Source organism: Brevibacillus sp. JB24b (assembly GCF_051713385.1).
GTDB classification, from domain to species: domain Bacteria; phylum Bacillota; class Bacilli; order Brevibacillales; family Brevibacillaceae; genus Brevibacillus_B; species Brevibacillus_B laterosporus.
The window spans coordinates 4521533-4542500 of sequence record NZ_JBNVQV010000001.1 but is presented as its reverse complement, the minus strand read 5'-3'; the positions used below and the strand labels follow the sequence as shown (position 1 = coordinate 4542500).

14 protein-coding genes, 3 tRNA genes, 1 rRNA gene and 1 riboswitch (1 of these 19 only partly in view) are annotated in these 20968 nt (G+C 42.0%); of the genes, 14 read left to right on the top strand and 4 right to left on the bottom strand.

What is annotated here, in order from left to right:
* The 11 genes from ACQV1I_RS21215 to ACQV1I_RS21165 all read left to right on the top strand — a co-directional run.
* Positions 1 to 843 (top strand): 23S ribosomal RNA (locus ACQV1I_RS21215) (it extends 2086 nt beyond the left edge of the window).
* Between the two features lie 55 nt (positions 844 to 898).
* Positions 899 to 975, top strand: a tRNA-Arg gene (locus tag ACQV1I_RS21210).
* Positions 976 to 984: 9 nt separating this feature from the next.
* Positions 985 to 1061 (top strand) — tRNA-Pro (locus tag ACQV1I_RS21205).
* A gap of 9 nt (positions 1062 to 1070) precedes the next feature.
* A tRNA-Leu gene (locus ACQV1I_RS21200) sits at positions 1071 to 1153 on the top strand.
* A 162-nt stretch (positions 1154 to 1315) separates the two neighbouring features.
* Entirely contained in the window at positions 1316 to 2977 is a 1662-nt protein-coding gene (locus ACQV1I_RS21195) for a dynamin family protein (protein ID WP_116334668.1), read from the top strand.
* 11 nt (positions 2978 to 2988) lie between these two features.
* Positions 2989 to 4971: a dynamin family protein gene (locus tag ACQV1I_RS21190; RefSeq protein WP_116334669.1), complete on the top strand. Its 1983-nt coding sequence runs from the start codon at positions 2989 to 2991 to the stop codon at positions 4969 to 4971.
* 168 nt (positions 4972 to 5139) lie between these two features.
* On the top strand, positions 5140 to 5343 hold the full coding sequence (locus tag ACQV1I_RS21185; RefSeq protein ID WP_018673725.1) for a cold-shock protein: 204 nt from the start codon (positions 5140 to 5142) through the stop codon (positions 5341 to 5343).
* 130 nt (positions 5344 to 5473) lie between these two features.
* A complete protein-coding gene (locus tag ACQV1I_RS21180) occupies positions 5474 to 6673 on the top strand; it encodes a M20 metallopeptidase family protein (RefSeq protein ID WP_116334670.1) in 1200 nt (399 codons plus the stop codon).
* A 56-nt stretch (positions 6674 to 6729) separates the two neighbouring features.
* Positions 6730 to 7569: an alpha/beta hydrolase gene (locus tag ACQV1I_RS21175; protein ID WP_201747424.1), complete on the top strand. Its 840-nt coding sequence runs from the start codon at positions 6730 to 6732 to the stop codon at positions 7567 to 7569.
* 233 nt (positions 7570 to 7802) lie between these two features.
* A complete protein-coding gene (gene cimA, locus ACQV1I_RS21170) occupies positions 7803 to 9425 on the top strand; it encodes a citramalate synthase (protein ID WP_094700803.1) in 1623 nt (540 codons plus the stop codon).
* Positions 9426 to 9543: 118 nt separating this feature from the next.
* Positions 9544 to 11661, top strand: a complete 2118-nt coding sequence (locus ACQV1I_RS21165) for a S9 family peptidase (RefSeq protein WP_116334671.1) — start codon at positions 9544 to 9546, stop codon at positions 11659 to 11661.
* A 78-nt stretch (positions 11662 to 11739) separates the two neighbouring features.
* On the opposite strand, the gene ACQV1I_RS21160 is transcribed toward ACQV1I_RS21165, so the two are convergent.
* The 4 genes from ACQV1I_RS21160 to ACQV1I_RS21145 all read right to left on the bottom strand — a co-directional run bounded on the left by ACQV1I_RS21160 (position 11740) and on the right by ACQV1I_RS21145 (position 17818).
* On the bottom strand, positions 11740 to 11970 hold the full coding sequence (locus ACQV1I_RS21160) for a DUF1128 domain-containing protein (protein ID WP_018673720.1): 231 nt from the start codon (positions 11968 to 11970) through the stop codon (positions 11740 to 11742).
* A 32-nt stretch (positions 11971 to 12002) separates the two neighbouring features.
* Entirely contained in the window at positions 12003 to 14495 is a 2493-nt protein-coding gene (locus tag ACQV1I_RS21155; protein ID WP_116334672.1) for a DUF3656 domain-containing U32 family peptidase, read from the bottom strand.
* Positions 14496 to 14992: 497 nt separating this feature from the next.
* Positions 14993 to 16753: an adenine deaminase gene (gene ade, locus ACQV1I_RS21150; protein WP_094700800.1), complete on the bottom strand. Its 1761-nt coding sequence runs from the start codon at positions 16751 to 16753 to the stop codon at positions 14993 to 14995.
* Positions 16754 to 16909: 156 nt separating this feature from the next.
* Positions 16910 to 17011, bottom strand: a riboswitch (purine riboswitch).
* 201 nt (positions 17012 to 17212) lie between these two features.
* Positions 17213 to 17818 (bottom strand): TetR/AcrR family transcriptional regulator, encoded by a 606-nt coding sequence (locus ACQV1I_RS21145; RefSeq protein WP_094700799.1) that lies wholly within the window; start codon positions 17816 to 17818, stop codon positions 17213 to 17215.
* A gap of 169 nt (positions 17819 to 17987) precedes the next feature.
* On the opposite strand from ACQV1I_RS21145, the gene ACQV1I_RS21140 reads away from it, so the two are divergent.
* The 3 genes from ACQV1I_RS21140 (at position 17988) to pepV (ending at position 20853) form a co-directional block, all read left to right on the top strand.
* On the top strand, positions 17988 to 18476 hold the full coding sequence (locus ACQV1I_RS21140; RefSeq protein WP_094700798.1) for an N-acetyltransferase: 489 nt from the start codon (positions 17988 to 17990) through the stop codon (positions 18474 to 18476).
* Positions 18477 to 18665: 189 nt separating this feature from the next.
* Positions 18666 to 19415, top strand: a complete 750-nt coding sequence (locus ACQV1I_RS21135; protein WP_116334673.1) for a GTP pyrophosphokinase — start codon at positions 18666 to 18668, stop codon at positions 19413 to 19415.
* Positions 19402 to 20853, top strand: coding sequence for a dipeptidase PepV (pepV, locus tag ACQV1I_RS21130; protein WP_116334674.1), 1452 nt, complete (start codon positions 19402 to 19404; stop codon positions 20851 to 20853). Before ACQV1I_RS21135 ends, pepV begins: the two co-directional genes overlap by 14 nt.
* The last annotated feature ends 115 nt before the right edge of the window (positions 20854 to 20968 follow it).

The window sequence follows — 20968 nt, the reverse complement described above, 5'->3', positions numbered from 1 at the left end:
GAAAGACCCCATGGAGCTTTACTGTAGCCTGGTATTGAAACTTTGTGCATCATGTACAGAATAGGTGGGAAGCTGTGAAGCGAGGGCGCCAGCCTTCGTGGAGCTGTCGTTGGGATACCACCCTTGATGTACGGAGTTTCTAACTTGCCGCCCTTATCGGGTGGAAGGACCATGCCAGGTGGGCAGTTTGACTGGGGCGGTCGCCTCCTAAAGAGTAACGGAGGCGCCCAAAGGTTCCCTCAGAATGGTCGGAAATCATTCGTAGAGTGTAAAGGCACAAGGGAGCTTGACTGCGAGACCTACAAGTCGAGCAGGGACGAAAGTCGGGCTTAGTGATCCGGTGGTTCCGCATGGAAGGGCCATCGCTCAACGGATAAAAGCTACCCTGGGGATAACAGGCTTATCTCCCCCAAGAGTCCACATCGACGGGGAGGTTTGGCACCTCGATGTCGGCTCATCGCATCCTGGGGCTGAAGTAGGTCCCAAGGGTTGGGCTGTTCGCCCATTAAAGCGGTACGCGAGCTGGGTTCAGAACGTCGTGAGACAGTTCGGTCCCTATCTGTCGCGGGCGTAGGAAGTTTGAGGAGAGCTGTCCTTAGTACGAGAGGACCGGGATGGACGCACCTCTGGTGCACCAGTTGTCACGCCAGTGGCACAGCTGGGTAGCTATGTGCGGACGGGATAAGCGCTGAAAGCATCTAAGCGTGAAGCCCCCTTCAAGATGAGACTTCCCATAGCGCAAGCTAGTAAGACCCCTCATAGACGATGAGGTTGATAGGTTCGGTGTGGAAGTGCAGTAATGCATGGAGCTGACGAATACTAATCGGTCGAGGACTTATCCACATTGCCTTTATGCTGACTTTCATTATCTAGTTTTGAAAGAACAATTATTTTTTTTGTGCCCTTAGCTCAGCTGGATAGAGCGTTTGACTACGAATCAAAAGGCCGGGAGTTCGAATCTCTCAGGGCACGCCATATTACTAACGGGAAGTAGCTCAGCTTGGTAGAGTACTTGGTTTGGGACCAAGGTGTCGCAGGTTCGAATCCTGTCTTCCCGACCATTTAAATATGCCGGTATGGCGGAATTGGCAGACGCGCGCGACTCAAAATCGTGAGGGAAACCGTGGGGGTTCAAGTCCCTCTACCGGCACCATACATAATCAAAGCCTCGAGACGATGTTATCATCTGTCTCGGGGTTTTTTCCATATAGACGAACTGTATACTTATAAAAATATTCGCACATATAGATTGAACCTGTGGTGGTAGTATGGTACATTCGGTCATGGTAGAGTCATTAAGATGGAGGAATTACACGTGATTGGATATACGGAAGATATAAAACAAGGAAATAAGAAAGCATTACAACAACGAATGGAGCAGCTAGGTCATGTGGCATTGCTGATGCGCCGAAATGGCGATGAGGCGCAAGCACTAAAAATAGAACAACTTGTAGCAAAAGGGAATGCAGAGGAGATGAGCATTGCTTTTTGTGGGCATTTTTCTGCGGGAAAATCTACAATGATTAACACGATACTTGGACAGGAACTATTGCCTTCTAATCCAATTCCAACAAGTGCAAATGTAGTCAAGATTCGTGGTGGACAGCCTGCTGCTAATGTTTATACCCGACATAGCGGAATCCTTCATTTTGATCCACAAACGAACTTAGAGGAGTTAAAAAAATTCGCTGTAGATGGTGACCAAGTAGAATGGGTAGAAATATGCTATCCGGGATTGTTTCTTGATGAGAAATCAAGCTTATTGGATACACCTGGCATTGACTCCACAGATGCCGCACATAAAGTAGCCACAGAATCTGCTTTGCACTTAGCAGATGCAGTTATATATATGATGGATTACAACCATGTGCAGGCAGAGGAAAATTTTAACTTTACTAAAATGCTTACAGATCGCAATAAGCCTGTCTATCTTGTCATCAATATGATTGATAAGCACGTTGAATTTGAACTGGATTTTGATGATTACAAGGAGAGCGTAGAAGAAGCATTCGCTACATGGAATATTAAGCCAGATGGAATTTTCTATACAACGCTAGCTGAACTAGATCATCCTGAAAATCAATATGATGAATTCCGAGAAAAATTGATTAGCCTATATCATCACCGTACAGAATTGCTGATAGACAGTATTATACATGCGTCTCTTGCTTTAATTGAGGAGCATATTCGCTTTTTACGTCATGCTAATCAAGCACAGCTTGAAATAGTAACGGAGCAAATAGATAAAGGCTTATCAGCTCTAGAAGAGAAGGGGTTCCATGTAACAGATGAAGAGGGCCTGATACAATTACTTGCCTCGACTGAAAAAGAATGGACTCATTTACAACAAAATAAAGAACAAGCTTATGAGGAAATGGAAAAGGAGCTAAGCAGCTTATTACAAAATGCTCGCTTAACCTACTATAGTACTAATCAGGCAGCTGAAGCTTATGTAGAAACACGCAAACCAGGCTTTAAGATAGGTCTCTTCTTCACAGCTAAAAAAACGGAAGAAGAGCGACAAGCAAGGTTACAAGCTTTGTTTAATGACGTAGCAGAAAAGGTAGCAGGTAATCTAGACTTCCACTATAAACAACTGCTATTAGCCTTTGCTGATCGTTACAACGTTCGTGACGAAGCTTACAATCGTGCTGTTCATGCTAATCAGATCGAGCTTACCACCGATTGGCTTTCTTCTCTAGTAAAAGAAGGAGCAGGAACTAGTGAGTATGTCATGAATTTCTGTCAGGATATATCCGATAGCATTAAAGCCAAGTATCGAAAACAAGGCCTATCATTCATAGATCAATTACATTCAAAACTGGCAGAACAAATGATTGCTGAGGAAGGCAAGGTAAAAGAACGATTGGATGAATTAAGGATATTGCAACAAGCGTTCAAGCAACAGAAATCTTACTTCGACCAAGAAACGAACACAAAACAAGAACTCACATCGTTGTTATCAGGGGACATATAAAGGAGACCATTATGAACCAAGTAAAACAGATGTTACGTGCAGGTGCAGGTCAATTACGTCATGCAAGCGAGTTAATCAATCAGATTACTGGGTTAAAACAACAAGCGCAAGCAATGACAGAGCGTGCGCAACGCATGGAGGAAAATCGATTTACAGTTGCTTTATTCGGTGCGTTTAGTGCAGGTAAATCCTCCTTTGCCAATGCATTAATGGGAGATATGGTATTACCCGTTTCTCCCAACCCTACTACAGCAGCTATTAATAAAATTATGCCACCGACCGAGGTATATCCACATGGAACCGTGCGTGTTGTACTAAAATCACAGGAATCGATTGAACAGGATGTTCTGCGCTCGTTAGCAGTGTTCGGTAAGCATGCGCATGATTTGACTAGTGGATGTGAAGCGGTGTCTTCCATCGATGTATCAGACATAGCTCCAAATGCCAAGCCCCATTACACCTTTTTGAAAGCGGTAATAAAAGGCTTACCAGAGATCGAGAATCATCTTGGACAGGAGCTGTTGGTAGATGAAAAAGAGTTTAAAAAATTTGTTGCTAAAGAGGAAAAAGCCTGCTTTGCCGATTATATTGAGCTGTATTACACGTGTCCGCTGACGGAGCAGGGAATGGTATTAGTAGATACACCAGGAGCTGATTCTATCAATGCCAGACACACAGGCGTGGCCTTTGAATACTTAAAAAATGCAGATGTAATTTTATTCGTGACGTATTACAATCATGCATTTGCTCAAGCTGATCGAGAATTTTTATTGCAGATGGGGCGGGTAAAGGATACGTTTGAGTTAGATAAAATGTTCTTTATTGTCAATGCAGCCGATTTGGCACAAAATGATGAAGAATTGCAAGACGTTCTTACGCATGTAGAGAAAAACCTGTTATCCTGTGGTATTCGTCATCCGCGGATTTATCCGGTATCGAGCCAGACTGCATTGCTTGCACATATGCATAAAAATGGGAAGCTCACCTCCTCGTCGGAGAAAATTTATCGACAGCGTTCAGGTGTTGGTGAGAGTGAAGCATTACCTGATTTTCAAACAGGGTTGAAATTATCAGGTCTGGACAAATTTGAACAGGATTTCTTACACTTTACGATAGATGGTTTAGCTCACATGGCTGTAGCCGCAGCTGAGGGAGAGATTAACCGTGCTCGCACGATCTTAGCAGAGTTTCTAGACTTATCACAACAAGGAGAGACTGTCAGGGAAGAGCGACGTGCACATCTTGAAGAGGAAAGATCGACTGTAATACAACGCATACAAGCGGCCCAAATAAGCTCAATTTCTCGTTATATGGAACAGGAGAGAGTTGAACTTCTATACTATGTAAAGCAACGACTATTTTTACGGTTGCCGGAGTTATTTAGTCAAGCATTTAATCCCTCCGTCTTAAAAGATGACGGGCGCAATCTAAAGAAAACCGCTCAAGCATGTATGGATGACCTGCTTCGTTTCATTGGATATGATCTAGCACAAGAGATGCGTGCTACTTCTCTTCGCTTAGAAAAGGTATTGCACAAGGAAGGAAATAAACGCGTCCAGGCTTGGCAGCAGGATGTGAAGGAAACCTTTCATGGATTGTTACTTGCTCCATATACTCAACAACAGATTGAAACACCAGTAGTACCTGAGAAGATGAAAGAAGTATCCGTTCAGTACTTTCAACCTGCCTTACAAGCTTTTAAAAACCCACGTGACTTCTTTGAAGGGGAAGGCAAAGGGAAAATGCGAGAGATGTTAGAAAAACTATTGCAGGAACCAATAGATCAGCAACTTGCTTGGGGAAACCAGATTTTAGAAGCTGTGTTCACCAAAGCTGTAGAGGATATGTGGCAAAAGGAGCAGGCCAAAGTGGAAGAGCAAGTGGATGAATACGTGAACGGTTTGCTGGCAGCGCTAGATAGTAATATAGATATAGCCAAGCTTCAAGCGGTACAGGCAGAGCTTCTTAGCATTTCAACAGAGTCTGCAAGCTAACCGGTATTTATCAGGTAGAACATTAAAGTTCAACCCTAAAGAATACTGTTCTTATAAAGACGTGATAAAAATTCTTACTTTCCTACAAGCATTTGGGGAGATGCCTGCATAACATACCAAGAAAGCATTTGTTGCTTTACTGATTGATGGTAAGGGAGGCATCTTTGTATGCAAGGGAAAGTAAAATGGTTTAACAAAGAAAAAGGGTATGGATTTATTGAAAGGGAAGACGGTACGGACATTTTTGTTCACTATACTGGTATTAACGGTTCAGGATTCCGTAATCTAGAGCAGGGTGAGCAAGTAGTGTTTGATATCGTAGAAGGCCAGCGGGGTCCACAAGCTACCAACGTCGAAAAAAATAATCAATAATGCTACACATAAATCACGACTACTTTTGCCTTTCCGGGCTTAAGTGGTCGTTTTACTTTTTTATAAGTCTTTCCCAATGTTCTTTGGTTTGTTATCATCAGAAAAAAGAGACAAAAGAGGAGTAATTGCTATGACCAATCAAGTTGTAATGCCTTTAGGTGCATATTTGAAGGAATGCTTTACTCAAATGGTGGATTGGCGCCGTCACTTACATCAATATCCTGAGCTGTCGTTTAAAGAAGAGAACACACCTGCAATGATTGCTCGCATATTAAGAGAAATTGGCCTAGATCAAGTGCGTGAAAAAGTAGGAGGTCGTGGTGTCGTCGGAACTCTGGTTGGAGGAAAGCCAGGTAAAACCGTTGCGATTCGTGCTGATTTTGATGCATTGCCGATTCAGGATCAAAAAGATGTCGAATATAAATCAAAGATTCCAGGTGTCATGCATGCATGTGGACATGATGGTCATACGGCAGGTTTGTTAGGACTTGCTAGTGTTTTAGCCCAACATCGTGAAGAGATTCCTGGTACTATCGTATTCTTGTTTCAATTTGCTGAGGAAGAGAACCCAGGTGGGGCAACCTATATGGTGCAAGACGGAGCTATGGATGGGGTAGACGCAGTATTTGGTGCGCATCTTTGGGCGGATTTCCCATATGGTAGTGTGGGGATTGCACCAGGTCCAGTTATGGCTAATGCTGATGATTTTACTATTCAGATTCAGGGTAGAGGTGGGCATGGTGCTATTCCACATCAAACAGTTGATTCTATTGTAATCGGATCACAGATTGTCAATAACATTCAAACGATTGCTAGCCGCAATGTGGACCCATTAGAAAGTGTTGTTGTGACGATTGGAACCTTCAACGCTGGAGATAACTTCAATGTGATCGCTGATTCTTGCAAAATGACCGGAACCCTACGTACGTTTTTACCAGAAGTCCGTGATTTGAGTGAGCGACGGTTAAAAGAGATTGTGGAAGGTACAGCTGCTATGATGGGAGGAACAGCCGTTTTAGACTATGACAGAGGATATCCTGCCGTTATTAATACAGCAGAGGAAGCGGAGTTGGTACGACAAGCGGCTATGTCCGTTGTTGGAGCGGAGGGCCTTATACCTTTAAAACCGACTATGGGTGGAGAAGATTTTTCGTACTACTTGCAAAAGGCACCAGGAGCTTTCGTTTTTATTGGAGCAAGAAATGAAGAGATTGGAGCTTGTTATCCGCACCATCATCCGCGTTTTGATATTGATGAGAGAGCCATGCTTGTAGCCGCAGAAGTATTGGGACGGGTAGCATTAGCTTTTTTACACGATCATCAGGCGTAATGAGGTAGGATGGATAAAAAACGTTTTATATAACAAAAAGGCGGGTGGGAGTTATTATGCAAGAAGCTTTTGTGTTACCTCTTGAAGACTCTTTTGTGATACGTGGAGATGTGCATACTACAGCGGCACCAGGAGAAAAACAGCCTGTACTGATATTTTGTCATGGATTTAAAGGTTTTAAGGATTGGGGAAGCTTTCCTTATGTAGCAGACGCCCTGGCCACAAAAGGAGTGACAGTCGTCCGCTTTAACTTTTCAGCAAACGGAGTCGGGGCGAGCCTGACTGAATTTGACGAGCTAGAAAAGTTCGGAATCAATACCTATGCCAGGGAACTCGCTGATCTACAGGTACTTATGAACGCGATTCGGGGCCGTGAACTACCTTTGGCAGAGCATTTTGATACAGAGCAAATCTTTGTGATGGGACATAGTAAAGGTGGGGGGGATTCTATTCTATTTGGTGCTGATCATCCAGCTATTAAGGGAATTATTACATGGAACGGTATTGCCAACGTAAATTTATTTGATGAAGAATTACGACAAGAATTAAAAGAGAACGGCATAGCTTATATGATAAACGGACGAACTAAACAAAAAATGCCGATTACGTCTGAGGTAATTGAGGATGTCGATCAGAATGTAGAAGCTTATGATTTGGTGAAAAAAGTCTCTCAGCTTGATAAATCTCTCTTGATTATACAAGGTGAGAAGGATTCTGGACGTTTAGTACACGGAGCTAAACGATTAAAAGAAGCTTATCCGAAAGCAATTTTGCACTGGATTAGGGAAGCGGACCATGTAATGAATACGAGACATCCGTTTACGGGAACGAGTGCAGAATTAGAAGAAGCGATTGAAGTTACTTCTCAATTCGTGCTTCAAAATACTCAACAGTAATGAAATGATAGGGGAATCAGCGTTACATGTATTGTTCGCGGGTTCCCCTACAAATTTCCTTGCATTTTTAAAAATCTTGCTCTATTCATTCACATGTCGATGATGTTTCCGATAAATGCCTTTTGTTAGCTCTTTTGCTTATGATATACTGATAGGCAAAATAGAAGGCTTGGATTGGAGATTGATTTTTTAGAAAAATCAAAATAAATATAGAGGATGGAGAGGGATTAGTCATGAAGGTGAAAAAAATCTATCTGTACGATACAACCTTACGGGATGGTACCCAAGGAGAGGGAATCAGTCTATCTGTGGAGGATAAAGTTAAGATCGCTGTACGTCTGGATCAGTTTGGAATCGACTATATTGAAGGTGGTTGGCCGGGGAGTAATCCTAAAGATATGGCTTTTTTCCATCGGATGAAAGAGGTAGGGCTAACGCATACAAAACTGACAGCCTTTGGTAGCACTTGTCGACCAAATATACAAGCTTCTCAAGATGATAATTTACGCGCAATTCTGGAAAGTGGTGTGTCTGTAGCCTCGATTTTCGGAAAAGCCTGGGATTTACATGTTTACGAGGCCCTAAAAACCACGTTAACTGAAAATCTACGTATGATTCATGATTCTGTGAGTCATCTACATGAAAATGGGCTAGAAGTTATGTTTTTAGCAGAGCACTTTTTTGATGGATATAAAGCAAATGCTACATATGCATTGGATGTACTAAAAGCAGCAGAAGCAGCTGGTGCAGACTGGATCGTTTTATGTGATACAAATGGTGGAACGCTTCCTCATGAAATGAATGAGATTGTTACTCGGGTAAAGGAGGCCTGTAGTAAGCCGATTGGAATTCATCCTCACAATGATTGTGAGTTGGCAGTGGCAAATGTGATAGCTGCAGTTCAAGCAGGTGCAGAGCAAGTCCAAGGAACAATGAACGGGATTGGTGAGCGATGCGGAAATGTAAACTTAGTTTCTGTTATTCCCAATCTACAGTTGAAATTGGGATATCATTGTGTACCTGAAGATCGATTAAAGCAATTAACCGGTATTTCTCGCTATGTCGCTGAAATTGCGAACATTACGTTGCCAGTCAACCAACCGTTTGTAGGTAATAGTGCTTTTGCTCACAAAGGTGGTATTCATGTAAGTGCGGTTATGAAGAACACAAGTACTTATGAGCATATCGAACCGGAAGTTATCGGGAATCGCAGACGAATTCTTGTTTCGGAGCTATCAGGACAAAGTAATCTAATAGCAAAAGCAGAAGAATTACAAATATGTTTTAATGGAGAAAAATCAGTGTCAAAAGAAGTAGTACAGCGTCTGAAGGACAAAGAGTACGCTGGTTACCAATACGAGGGTGCAGAAGCTTCCCTTACCCTCATGCTTTTACAAGCATCGGGAGAGGAAGCTGAGCTGTTTCAGTTAGAATCCTTTAAAGTATTTATGGAAAAAAAGTCTGATAAATCAATTGTCTCTGAAGCGATGGTCAAGTGTAATATCAATGGTCAAACCGTACATACGGTAGCAGAAGGAAATGGACCGGTTAATGCACTAGATAATGCATTGCGAAAGGCATTAGAGCAACACTTCCCGACTCTTAGCCACATGCATTTAAAGGATTATAAGGTACGTGTTCTCGATGAGAGTGAAGCGACATCAGCTAAAGTACGGGTGCTGATTGAGTCCATTCATCAGGGAGAGAGCTGGAGTACAGTGGGAGTATCAACGAACGTGATTGAAGCTAGCTGGGAAGCACTTGCCGATAGTATTCGCTATTTATTGTGGAAACAAGGGGCAGAAGCTCTTGAACTGGAACGGGAAGAAGTACGGGTAGGCATTGTTAATCATTAAAAAGACATCTAAGACACGGCCTATTGTTTTTGCGTATGTCGTGTCTTTTTATACATAAGATGTTTGAAAAGTAAATGTGTGGCGTGTAACTAAATAGGGGACATGAGGAGGAATGAATATGGTGACCAAAAAACGAAAGATGACTGCGGAAGATTTGTTGCGTTTTGAATGGTTGGAGGATCCACAAATATCTCCTGATGGGAATAGTGTAGTATATATCCGAAGAACAATTGATTCTAACGGAAAATATATTTCCAATTTGTTTATACGTTCTCTAGTAGGTTCAGAAGAACAGCAGTGGACTTTTGGTAACCATCGGAATTCTTATCCGCGCTGGTCACCAGATGGTAATTGGATTGCATTTGAGTCAGATCGTTCTGGAGAGACACAGGTTTGGTTACTTTCCATAAATGGAGGAGAAGCACGTCAATTAACAAATAACAAACACGGTGCTGCAAAGCCGATTTGGTCACCAAATAGTGAAAAACTGTTAGTTCAAGTAAGGTTATCTCCAAATGAAACGCTACATGAAACACAGGAAAATGTGGCTACATCTCCTGATACTTCACCACATAGCTCTTCTCATGCTAAAACACCATACATAGCTACCTCATCGACGATTACAGATAAAGGGAGCAATAGTAAGTCTGAACCAGAGAGAAACGAAATCAGCTCGTCACCTGTATTACAAGGTAAGCCAGTCCTACAGGTGGATTATATTCGATATAAATCAGATGACGCTGGCTTGTGGGATGGAAAGTATAGTCAATTAGTATTATGTGATCGAAAAAGCGGTCAATTACGTCAAATCACTAATGAAGAGCAGGATCATTCAATGGCTGCCTGGTCACCAGATGGCAGGCAGATCGCGTGTTGTGTTACGGAGCGCAAAAGTGAGCGATTTTATCCTACCTGCGATTTATGGATTCATTCAGTAGAAGACAGCTCTTGGCAGAACTTGTCTGGTTCAACGGGAACGTTTATGTTTCCAACCTGGTCACCAGATGGCAAAATAATAGCGTGTGTAGGCTACGAGCGGGTGTTTGAACAGGAAAAATTAATGCATGTTTGGCATTTTCAGTTAGATACAGGAAATCGACGTTGTTTGACTGAAAAGTGGGATGTACACTTTTCAGATGCAATGGTTGGTGATATGCGTAGTGGACATATCAATCCAGGTGCTGTTTGGCGTGCAGATGGTCAAGGCAACTATATCACTGTTTCGGAACAAGGTAGAGTGAGTCTTCATTATATATCGATCACTGGAGAGAATATTCCCCTTGTAAGCGGAGAGCATCATGTGTATGGATGGACTCTTCATAGCAAGAGCAGTAAGGCTGTCGTGGCGGTAAGTGATCCTTTGACTCCTGGAGATCTATTTTGCATTGATATGAAAAAAGGAGAAAGCAAACGGCTAACAACAAGTAATCAGTGGTTAAAAGAAGTGGAGTTATCCAGTCCTGAGATGATTACCTACCAAGCGGAAGACGGATGGGAGATTCAAGGGTGGATGCTAAAACCGGCTTTTTACAAAACAGGTGAAACCTATCCACTTCTATTAGAAATTCATGGTGGACCACATACGATGTATGGTTATACATTTTTTCACGAGCTTCAGTTCTTAGCAGCTAAGGGCTATGCTATTTTGTATACGAATCCGCGAGGGAGCCACGGATACGGTCAAAAGTTTGTCAATGCGGTTCGTGGTGATTATGGAGGAAAAGATTATCAAGACTTGATGAACGGGGTTACTTATGTGTTAAGTCATTACGATTATCTAGATGAGCAACGGATGGGGGTAACTGGTGGTAGCTACGGTGGATTTATGACGAATTGGATTGTTGCACATGATAAGCGTTTTAAAGCCGCGGTGACTCAACGCTCCATCTCAAACTGGGTTAGCTTTGCAGGGGTAAGTGACATTGGATATTATTTTGCAAAATGGGAAGTCCATGGTGATTTGGTTACGGACCCAGATAGGCTATGGCAGCATTCTCCTTTGCGCTATGCTCAAAATGTTCAAACTCCTTTACTTATTTTACATGGTGAACGTGATTATCGATGCCCGATTGAACAGGCAGAGCAATTTTTCACTGCTATTAAACAGCATAAGAAAGCCCTTGTACGCCTTATGCGTTTTCCAGATGCAACACACGAATTATCACGAAGCGGTGACCCTGGGCATAGAATTATCCGGCTACAAGCGATTGCCGGATGGTTTGACGAATATTTATAATGTATACAAAAGGACCACATCACTCGGAATGTGGTCCTTTTGCTGTGTCATAATGTGTCAGCACTATTTTGCTACATTCTAATCTGTCTTACGCATGCTACCTAACTCTTCGACAATCGCGGTCATTTCGTTAACGCTAAAGCTGGTTTTCTTTTGCACCATGTTATATAGATATAACAGGTCTTCATAGCTATCCATTTTAAAATCCTCAGGACGCATTACTTGGGTATTCGCCATGTTTAGTTTGCTTTTAATTCCCTCGATAATGACAGTCAGGTTTTCTAAAGTCGCTTCTTGCAAATTGCTCATGCTCTACTCTCCTTTGTTTTCATCTGTTTTGTCTATTTGGTTAGTTGTCCGCGTGTTACACCAAGCTGGTTGGTTGCTTTTAATGTCTTCCATACTTTTGTGCCGGAAATCTCCCCGCGTAGAGCTTTGCGGTATAAGTGAATCACTTCTTGTACGCGAGAAGGTTCTTCCTCTAAAAATTCTATGCGATAAGCCCCTACTCCTAATCGTTTAAATTCTGGCAAATATTCGGCGCCGGATTGGTCAATCGCATTATAGACCGTATTGCGGCAACCCGTATCTACACGGACTGGGTGAGAGAAGCCAACGCGATCTCGCAAGGAAGCACGTGATGTTTCACAAGGAGTACCACAATTCGTGTGATCTGTTCCTTCACTCATTAATGTACAATAAATGCAATGCTCGGTATGGAACATTGGCAAATGCTGATGAATAACTAGTTCTAGTGGCGAGGCATCTGTATGTTCAAGCATGTCGACCATCTGTTGAATATTTAAGTCATAGGATGGTGTGATGCGCTCAAGTCCATAGCCCATGAACAACTCAACAGCTTTATGATTAGCAATATTCAAAGAGAAGTCACCGATTAATGGGATATCTATTTCATCACGACGCGAAAGATAGTAGTACAAGGCTCCTGTGTTACGGACTAGAATCGCATCAGGCTTACTTTTTGCAATAAGAGCCAGTACGCCATTTTCATCCGGCATATGAATACGCATAGTAGCAAGCGCAATTTTTTTCCCGTATTGATGTGCCAATTTCACTGCCTGCGGATATTGCTTTACAAACTCGAAGTCTGCATAAATAAAGTCAACATCGGTCTGTGCTGCTGCTTCTATCTGTTCCAATGAACGACAGAGCACAGTCAGTAGTGGATGTGCTACTGGTTGATTGTTTGACACGGTAGCATAAACGTCTACTTGACTTTTTTGATAAACAGGCGGTTTACGGCGAAGATAAAGCAGTTGCTCGCTTGCTTCACGGCGCATCCGGTTCAGTTCGCTGACAGGAATGATAACCTCGCCTTCCAAGTCTAATGAGAGACGATCCTCCGGCAGATGGAACAAGGTACCTCCTAGTCTGCTAAATTGATCATATAAAGAGGCCTGAGTCATTGGTCGCTTCATCGCTTGTTCTAAAGGCATAGTAGAAGCAATCGTTACCGCATGATTAGCTTGCTCATCAATCCACACGGTTTGCAGTGGTTCTCCTACACGTCCAGAAACGTGGAGAGCCACTGGGAACGTAGCATAAGGCTTTTCAGTCTCAAAGGTTTTACGCAGACGTTTGTTCAATTCAGGATCATTTGTTTTCCACACTCGATCGCCTACATGGATACGACCTAGCTTCACATCATTTCGACCCATGACAATTTCATATAAACCTTCCTGTACCTGACCTTCTACTTTATCACCATGCACTAAAATATCGTAGACCCGACCACCCTCTTCTTTTTGAGTCGGATCACCTGCATCAAATACGATGCCATCACCACGTTTTAATGGAGAAGTGACTTCTACTAGGAGTGCGTGCTTTAACACCTTTTTTACTGTACCCAGGTAAACACCGCGGCTTTTCGGGAAGCTTCCGTCTAATAATAGGCGGTTATTTGTTCCTTCCAGAAAACCATGGGTGAATCCTCGTGAAAAGCTTTGTTGTAGCTCACGGATCTCATCCTTGTTTGGCTTAGCGTTGTTTCCAGCGAAATATCTGTCGATTGCTGCTCGATATTTGCTAACTACATTGGCCACGTATTCTGGTGTTTTTAGACGTCCTTCAATTTTAAAGGAAGTGACTCCTGCCTCAATTAATTCTGGTATGATTTCAATCGCGGCTAAATCCTTCGGAGAGAGTAAATAAGCGATGTTACCCATCTCTTTTTGGACTCCATCTACCATTAAATCATAGGGCAGACGACAGGCCTGTGCACATTCACCACGGTTGGCAGAGCGACCGCCCCACATTTCTGAGGTAAGGCATTGACCAGAGTAAGAGACACAGAGGGCTCCGTGTACGAATACTTCCATCGGTAGTTTTGCCTTTTCACCGATTTTCTTAATTTCTTTTAGAGAGTTTTCACGACCCAATACAACTCGCTCCATGTTATATGGTTTGGTAAACTCTACCGCTTCTGGAGAAGTGATGGTCATTTGAGTAGAGCCATGAATAGGGAAGTCGGGGCTGATTTCCCGGATTAATTTTACCAACCCTAAATCCTGCACAATTACAGCATCTACACCGGCGTCGATACAGGCATCGATTAATTCTTTGGCATCTTGTAATTCATTTTCAAAGACAAGAATGTTGAAGGTAAGAAAGCCCCTCACCCCATACATATGCAGATAAGCCATAATCTCAGGTAATTCTTTCATTTGAAAGTTTTCGGCACGAGCACGTGCATTAAACTTCTCTACACCAAAAAAGATGGCATTTGCTCCGTTGGCAACAGCGGCTTTTAGACAATCCCAATTACCTGCAGGTGCTAGCAATTCAATATCTTCTCGTCTAATCTGATTCTTCACGAATGGTAACCCTCCAAACAAATATGACGCTCTTTTTAATAGGATGTAGATGCTTCTTTATAAAAGAGCAATTATAATAGCAAAACAAGTCATGTAGTAAAAAACAGACATTTGCTTTGTAATCGTAAGGCAAATGTCTTTGAGTCTGCGATATTATCGTTTCTTCAATAGGTAATAGATTTATTTTGCCCACATTCTAATAGGGCTTAGACAGGCACAAATCTAGTAATATAGAAAAAATCTCTATCCTCCATCATAGGAGAAGATAGGTTGAGTCGCAAGAAAAAGATGTGCTAAAGAAGAAATTGGTCATCGTTACTTCGTGTGATCATGAACTCTACTGATTCATTCGGCAAAATATAACATAAATTTACATTTTATTCACTTTTTTGTTTGTAATTTGTGGTAAACTTAGTATGTTGATGGTATATAGTAAAAAAGGAACAACGGCTCATAATCACCTATTGTTCCTTCATCTATTCATCCTACTTTATTTATTACTTCATCACTAGTTCACGTTCATCAACAGATACGTCCATGTGTACAAATTGCTTCACATCAAAAAGTCCCATGTCAGTCAGCTTCAATGTAGGGATGACTGGTAGAGCTAGAAAGGAAAGCGTCAGGAATTGAGAGAACTCCTGAGATGCACCAATACGAAGTAATGCTTTGTCTAACTGATCGAGTTCTGCCATTACACGTTCAGCAGGACGTCTTGTCATTAAGCCAGCAATTTCTAGAGAAAGGGAAGCTAAAACCTTTCCATTTTCAACAATGACAAGCCCACCCTGCATCTCTTCTAGTGTTTTAATCGCAGTTAGCATATCCTGATCGTTGGTTCCAACGGTAATAATGTTATGGGAGTCATGGGCAATCGTGGTAGCCATTGCACCTGATCGTAGGCCAAAGCCTTTAACAATTCCTACTCCGATATGACCTGTTTGGTGATGGCGCTCCACCACAGCCATTTTCGCTAAATCACGGTCGATCGATGTCTGGAAGAATCCGTTGGCGATGTCTACGTCTTCAATCAGATGCTCGGTTACAATGCTATTAGGAATTACACCGATGATATGGGCTTTTTTCTTAGTAATAGGTAGTTGAAGCTCTCGTTCGGTCACTGGTGTTATACGTACACTATTGGTGATCGTAGCTGGTACATTTGCAGGAGTAGAGATATTTCCTTCGTAACGGCCGTTTTTTGCTACCTGCTTACCATTTTTCCACACATCGGTAATACTTACTTGTTCTAGGTTGTCCATTATAACTAGATCAGCTATATAGCCAGGAGCAACGGCACCTTTTTCTGTAAGACCATAGCATTCAGCAGCGGTAAGTGTAGCCATGCGAATTGCCGTAATTGGATCAACACCACATTGGATAGCCAGACGTATGCTGTAATCTATGCTTCCTTCTTTAAAGAGATCATCTAAATGCTTATCGTCAGTACAGAATAAGCAACGTGCTGCTGTGCGTTCATTAACTACTGAAATAAGATTCTTCAAGTCTTTGGCAGCAGATCCTTCACGAATGAGTAGATACATACCTAATTGAAGGCGTTCCTTAGCATCTTGTAAGGTTACCGCTTCATGATCTGTCCGAATTCCTGCTGTCATATATACGTTAATAGCGTCCTTGGAGAGCCCAGCGAGATGTCCATCCAATTTTTTACCATGTTGTCTGGCATCAGCGATTTTTCGAACCATATCATCACTACCGCTCATGACAGCTGGATAATCCATGACCTCAGCTAGGCCAAGCACACGGGGGTGATGATAAAAGGGAGCAAGATCTTTGGCATACAGCTTCGCACCTGAGTGTTCAAAGGAGGTAGCAGGTACACAAGAAGGAAGCATCACATACACATCAAGGTCAAGTCCTTCTGATGCATCTAGCATGTATGAAATACCAGCGGCACCTGATACATTGGCAATCTCGTGAGGATCGCAGACTACAGTAGTAACTCCATGAGGGAGAACAATTTCGGCGAACTGAGTAGGTGTTACCATAGATGATTCAATGTGAACATGCCCGTCGATGAAACCCGGGGCGATGTATTTACCTCTAGCATCCCAGACATCTTTACCTTCATAGGCTCCGATTCCAATGATCATACCATCTGTAATGGCTACATCTGCCTCAACAATCTCTCCAGTAAAGACATTTATGATTTTACCATTCTTAATAACCAAATCAGCTTTAGCGTGTTTGGAGGCTGCTTGGATACGTTTTTGTAGGGCAGAAGGTTGAATGTTCATTTGAATCGCTCCTCTAGTAGTTATAGTTATACATAACGAGAAAAACCCCAGGAATCGACCTGGGGCTCTATGAACACGAAAACACATGATAAGACGTGAAGGAAGTAGTGTATTTTGTTATAGGTATAACAAAATACACCGCTACATAATTCGCAGTCTTACTTGTATCATCCGCGTAGTCAGGTTATTTACGGTAACCCGGTAGAGACTTATAGGCCATATTCCTATGATTATACGTGGCTATCATTTTTATTTTCATAAGGGTGTTGATGTCTTTTTTAAGAAAGATATTGTTTTGTATTGTAGTAGCACATGAAAGATAAGTCAATATAAATTATGATTCATTTGAACAAGAGAGCTATTGGAAGGGGGTGTAACTATTTGGTACCTAAAATGTAGAACATAAACAAACCGGCTACTAGAAGGCTTCGGTAACCGGTTCACTAGAAAGAACTATTCTTATGATTGCGTAGACACATCTAGACCTTCAAATACAATTGAGACCTTCTCTTCCATGATTTCTTCCAAAGGCCAGCCACCATCGCTACGTACCCAATCATATAAGGCATTGTAATAGATGTTTTCCAGCATATTGGCTGCAATTAATGGATTAATTTTACTTTTCAGTCTCCCTTTCTCTTGAGCATCTTCAATTAAATCAGCAAATAATTCTCTTAGCTCAAAGTACATATTTTTCTTTTCGGATTCCAGAACTTTACGATGCTTCATAGAGGATTCAAGCAGTACTTTCAAAAAATCGTAATTCTGTATATTTACTTCGTTTAAGATTTTATAAATGCGTAGGACGCGTTGTTTACAACTCTCGCCAAAATCCCACTCTTCGCGCCTATCTTCAATTTCCTGTAAGCGTTCATAGCCCCAATTGGCAAGAATCGCTTCTTTTGAGGTGAAATGTAAAAAAATGGTTCCGCGTGCCACATCCGCTTCCTCGGAGATCATATCAATCGTAGTCGCTTCAAAACCATGTTCTTTAAACAATTTAATAGCAGCATTAAAAATACGTTCCTTTGTTTCGCGCTTCTTGCGCTCTCTGCGAGTAATCAAGCTAACACCTCCTGGTAGAAGTATATCATAATCTTGCTAACTCACTAGGGAATCGTCAAGAAAATTGTGCCATTATTTAAATAAAAAACACTTTACGAGTGGCTTAGTTAGAATGTATATTTATTATTAATAATGAATTTTTATACATTATGAGTGGAGGAGTAAAACCATGAGTATGACAGGTACACTGGTAATTCGCCATGCAACTATACACGATGTAGACCAAATGTTAGAAATTATCAATCATTTCGCCGCGAAAGGATTAATGCTCCCCCGTACCAAGCTGTCCATTTGTGAACATCTACAGTCCTATATCATCGTGCACGATGGGCAAGGAGTAATGGGAATGGGTGGCTTGCATATTTTGTGGGAGGATTTAGCAGAGATTCGCTCACTTGCTATGGCTGAACGTGCGCAGGGAATGGGGATTGGCAAGAAGCTTGTTCTCGCTTTGGTGGAAGAAGCAAGAAAATTAGGGATACGTCGAGTGCTGTCACTAACGTATCAGGTTGAGTTTTTTCACAAATGCAGCTTTCAAATTGTTCAAAAAGAAGCCTTGCCGCAAAAGGTATGGAAAGATTGCATCAACTGCTCCAAATTACCGATGTGTGATGAAATTGCTATGGTACGCATCTTAGAACCAGCTGAATATGAATAAAAAAGAAGTAAAGCGGGAAGAATGTGCCAGACCTTATGGTGGCAGCGTTTTCCTGCTTTTTCACTCTTAGGGTGAGAGTGAATAATTTTATGGGTTTACATAATGTTGAAAGGGCTTTCAAAAGCAGGATATTCCGTAGTACCTGTTGAATAAATATAAGGACAAGGAATCCAAGTCGGAGGGAAAAACGTGCAAAAAATGGATTGGGACTTGTATCTAATGCCTTATGAGCAAGCTGTGGAGGAATTAAAAGTTAAATTAAAAAATATTCGTAATGAATTTAAAAGACGGAAAGTTCACTCGCCAATCGAATTTGTTACCGGTCGAGTCAAATCAATTAATAGCATTTACAACAAAGCTACTCGTCTACATTTTCCTATCAACGAAAATATTGCATGGGAAATTCGAGACATTGCTGGATTAAGGATTATTTGCCAGTTTATCGATGATATATCGTTTGTCGTAGATATGCTACGTGAACGCAAGGATATGAAGATTTTTCTGGAAAAGGATTATGTGACACAGCCTAAAGAGACGGGATACCGTGGCTACCATCTAGCAGTGGAGTATCCGATCATGACCATAGACGGACAAAAAACCATACCTGTTGAAATACAAATTCGGACGTTAGGCATGAATTTTTGGGCCACGATTGAGCATTCCTTACAATATAAATACGAAGGAATTATTCCAGAAGACATCAAGCTACGTCTTGTCGAATCAGCCAAAGCTTCCTATACGCTAGATAACGAAATGAATAAAATTCGTGATGAGGTTAAAGAGGCTCAGATTGAATTTACTAGGAAAAAGGAGTCCCCGATTGATCCACTACTTAGCATTGTTGAACTTGATTTAGATGTAGACACCGAATCGGTCTATTTTGATGAGAAGCAAATCGCGCTACCAGAAGACAAGGAGGAAGAAAATGAGCACAATTAATTGGCAAAAAGAAGTAGAGAAACGAAAAGACGAATTAATTGCCACTACACAGCGATTTTTGCAGATCGATAGCGTGCTGGACCCAGATACGGCGGGGGAAGGAGCTCCATTTGGCAAGGGAGTTCAGGCAGCATTGCAATTCGCATTGCAAACATGTGAGGATGCAGGTATGACGATCAGGAATATCGATGGATATGCTGGTCATGCTGAATTTGGACAGGGTGACGAGTGCATTGGTGTTTTAAGCCACGTAGATGTAGTACCACCGGGGGATGGTTGGACTATTCCACCGTTTGCAGCAGATATCATCGAGGGAAAAATAATGGCTCGTGGAGCTTTGGACGATAAAGGCCCCGCTATGGCAGCTATTTTTGCCGCAAAAATGATCAAAGAGCTTGAGCTACCACTTCAGAAACGGATTCGACTTATTTTTGGAACGGATGAGGAGTCGGGCTGGGAATGCGTGAAACGTTATTTTGAATCAGAGGAAATGCCGACAATGGGCTTTACTCCTGATGCTGACTTTCCGCTCATTTATGCTGAAAAAGGATTAACTCATCTGGTTTTACGCCAAACGAATGAAAACTTTGAACAATTGATGAATCAGTCCCCTCTGAAAGTTAGCCAAGAAGGAACCACACAGCTTCTCTCCTTCCATGCTGGTATGCGTGTGAATATGGTACCAGAGATGGCAGAAGCAGAGCTAGCTTGCCCGCCCGAACAAGTAGCGGCATGGACCGAAGCATATCAAATTTATTTAGAAAAAGAACAGCGTCGAGGTCATATTACTCAAACGGATACAGGTGTAGTGTTCAGTTTGCAGGGAGTTTCGGTTCATGGTATGGACCCAGCAAAAGGGGTAAACGCAGGAGCCTATCTAGCTCAATTTTTACAAAAATGCGATTTGGACGTGCGAGGACGCGCATTTGTTGACTTTATAGCGACTTATTTGTTTGAGCAGCATGATGGCGAGGCATTTGGGATTAACGCAGATGATCAGGAGATGGGATCACTTACGTTGAATCCTGGTATTTTTCACTATGTAGCTGGTGAGGACGTACGTTTCGATCTGAACATTCGCTATCCACATTCCATTTTGTTTGAACAATGGAAGCGGAGGCTTGAACAAGTCGCAGCTGAACATGGCTATCTGTTAGAAATCATTACTCATAAAAAGCCACATCGTGTAGACCCAGCTCATCCCCTAGTAACAACTTTACAGCGAGTCTATACGGAACAGACTGGTGAAAAGGCTGAATTGTTAGCAATCGGCGGGGGGACATACGGGCGCGCTTTAGATGTTGGTGTTGCATTTGGTCCACTATTTCCTGGTAGACAGGATACAGCTCATCAACGAGATGAATACCTATTAGTAGAGGATTTATTGAAGGCTACGGCAATATACGCACAGGCAATTTTTGAATTAGCGAAAAACTAAGCCATATCTTTCTTGTCTTTTAGGAAATACTTATATTACTATAGAGAAAGTGTCTTCTAGGACAAACATGAGCGAATAGGCTGGTAGATCCAGAAATTAGGTAGTAGACTGGATT

What these genes read in the sequence shown, in the direction of transcription:
- ACQV1I_RS21165 (WP_116334671.1), top strand. Translation starts at nt 9,544, where the DNA reads ATGGTGACCAAAAAACGAAAGATGACTGCGGAAGATTTGTTGCGTTTT.
- ACQV1I_RS21185 (WP_018673725.1), top strand. Translation starts at nt 5,140, where the DNA reads ATGCAAGGGAAAGTAAAATGGTTTAACAAAGAAAAAGGGTATGGATTT.
- ade (WP_094700800.1), bottom strand. Translation starts at nt 16,753, where the DNA reads ATGAACATTCAACCTTCTGCCCTACAAAAACGTATCCAAGCAGCCTCC.
- ACQV1I_RS21180 (WP_116334670.1), top strand. Translation starts at nt 5,474, where the DNA reads ATGACCAATCAAGTTGTAATGCCTTTAGGTGCATATTTGAAGGAATGC.
- ACQV1I_RS21160 (WP_018673720.1), bottom strand. Translation starts at nt 11,970, where the DNA reads ATGAGCAATTTGCAAGAAGCGACTTTAGAAAACCTGACTGTCATTATC.
- ACQV1I_RS21175 (WP_201747424.1), top strand. Translation starts at nt 6,730, where the DNA reads ATGCAAGAAGCTTTTGTGTTACCTCTTGAAGACTCTTTTGTGATACGT.
- pepV (WP_116334674.1), top strand. Translation starts at nt 19,402, where the DNA reads ATGAGCACAATTAATTGGCAAAAAGAAGTAGAGAAACGAAAAGACGAA.
- cimA (WP_094700803.1), top strand. Translation starts at nt 7,803, where the DNA reads ATGAAGGTGAAAAAAATCTATCTGTACGATACAACCTTACGGGATGGT.
- ACQV1I_RS21140 (WP_094700798.1), top strand. Translation starts at nt 17,988, where the DNA reads ATGAGTATGACAGGTACACTGGTAATTCGCCATGCAACTATACACGAT.
- ACQV1I_RS21190 (WP_116334669.1), top strand. Translation starts at nt 2,989, where the DNA reads ATGAACCAAGTAAAACAGATGTTACGTGCAGGTGCAGGTCAATTACGT.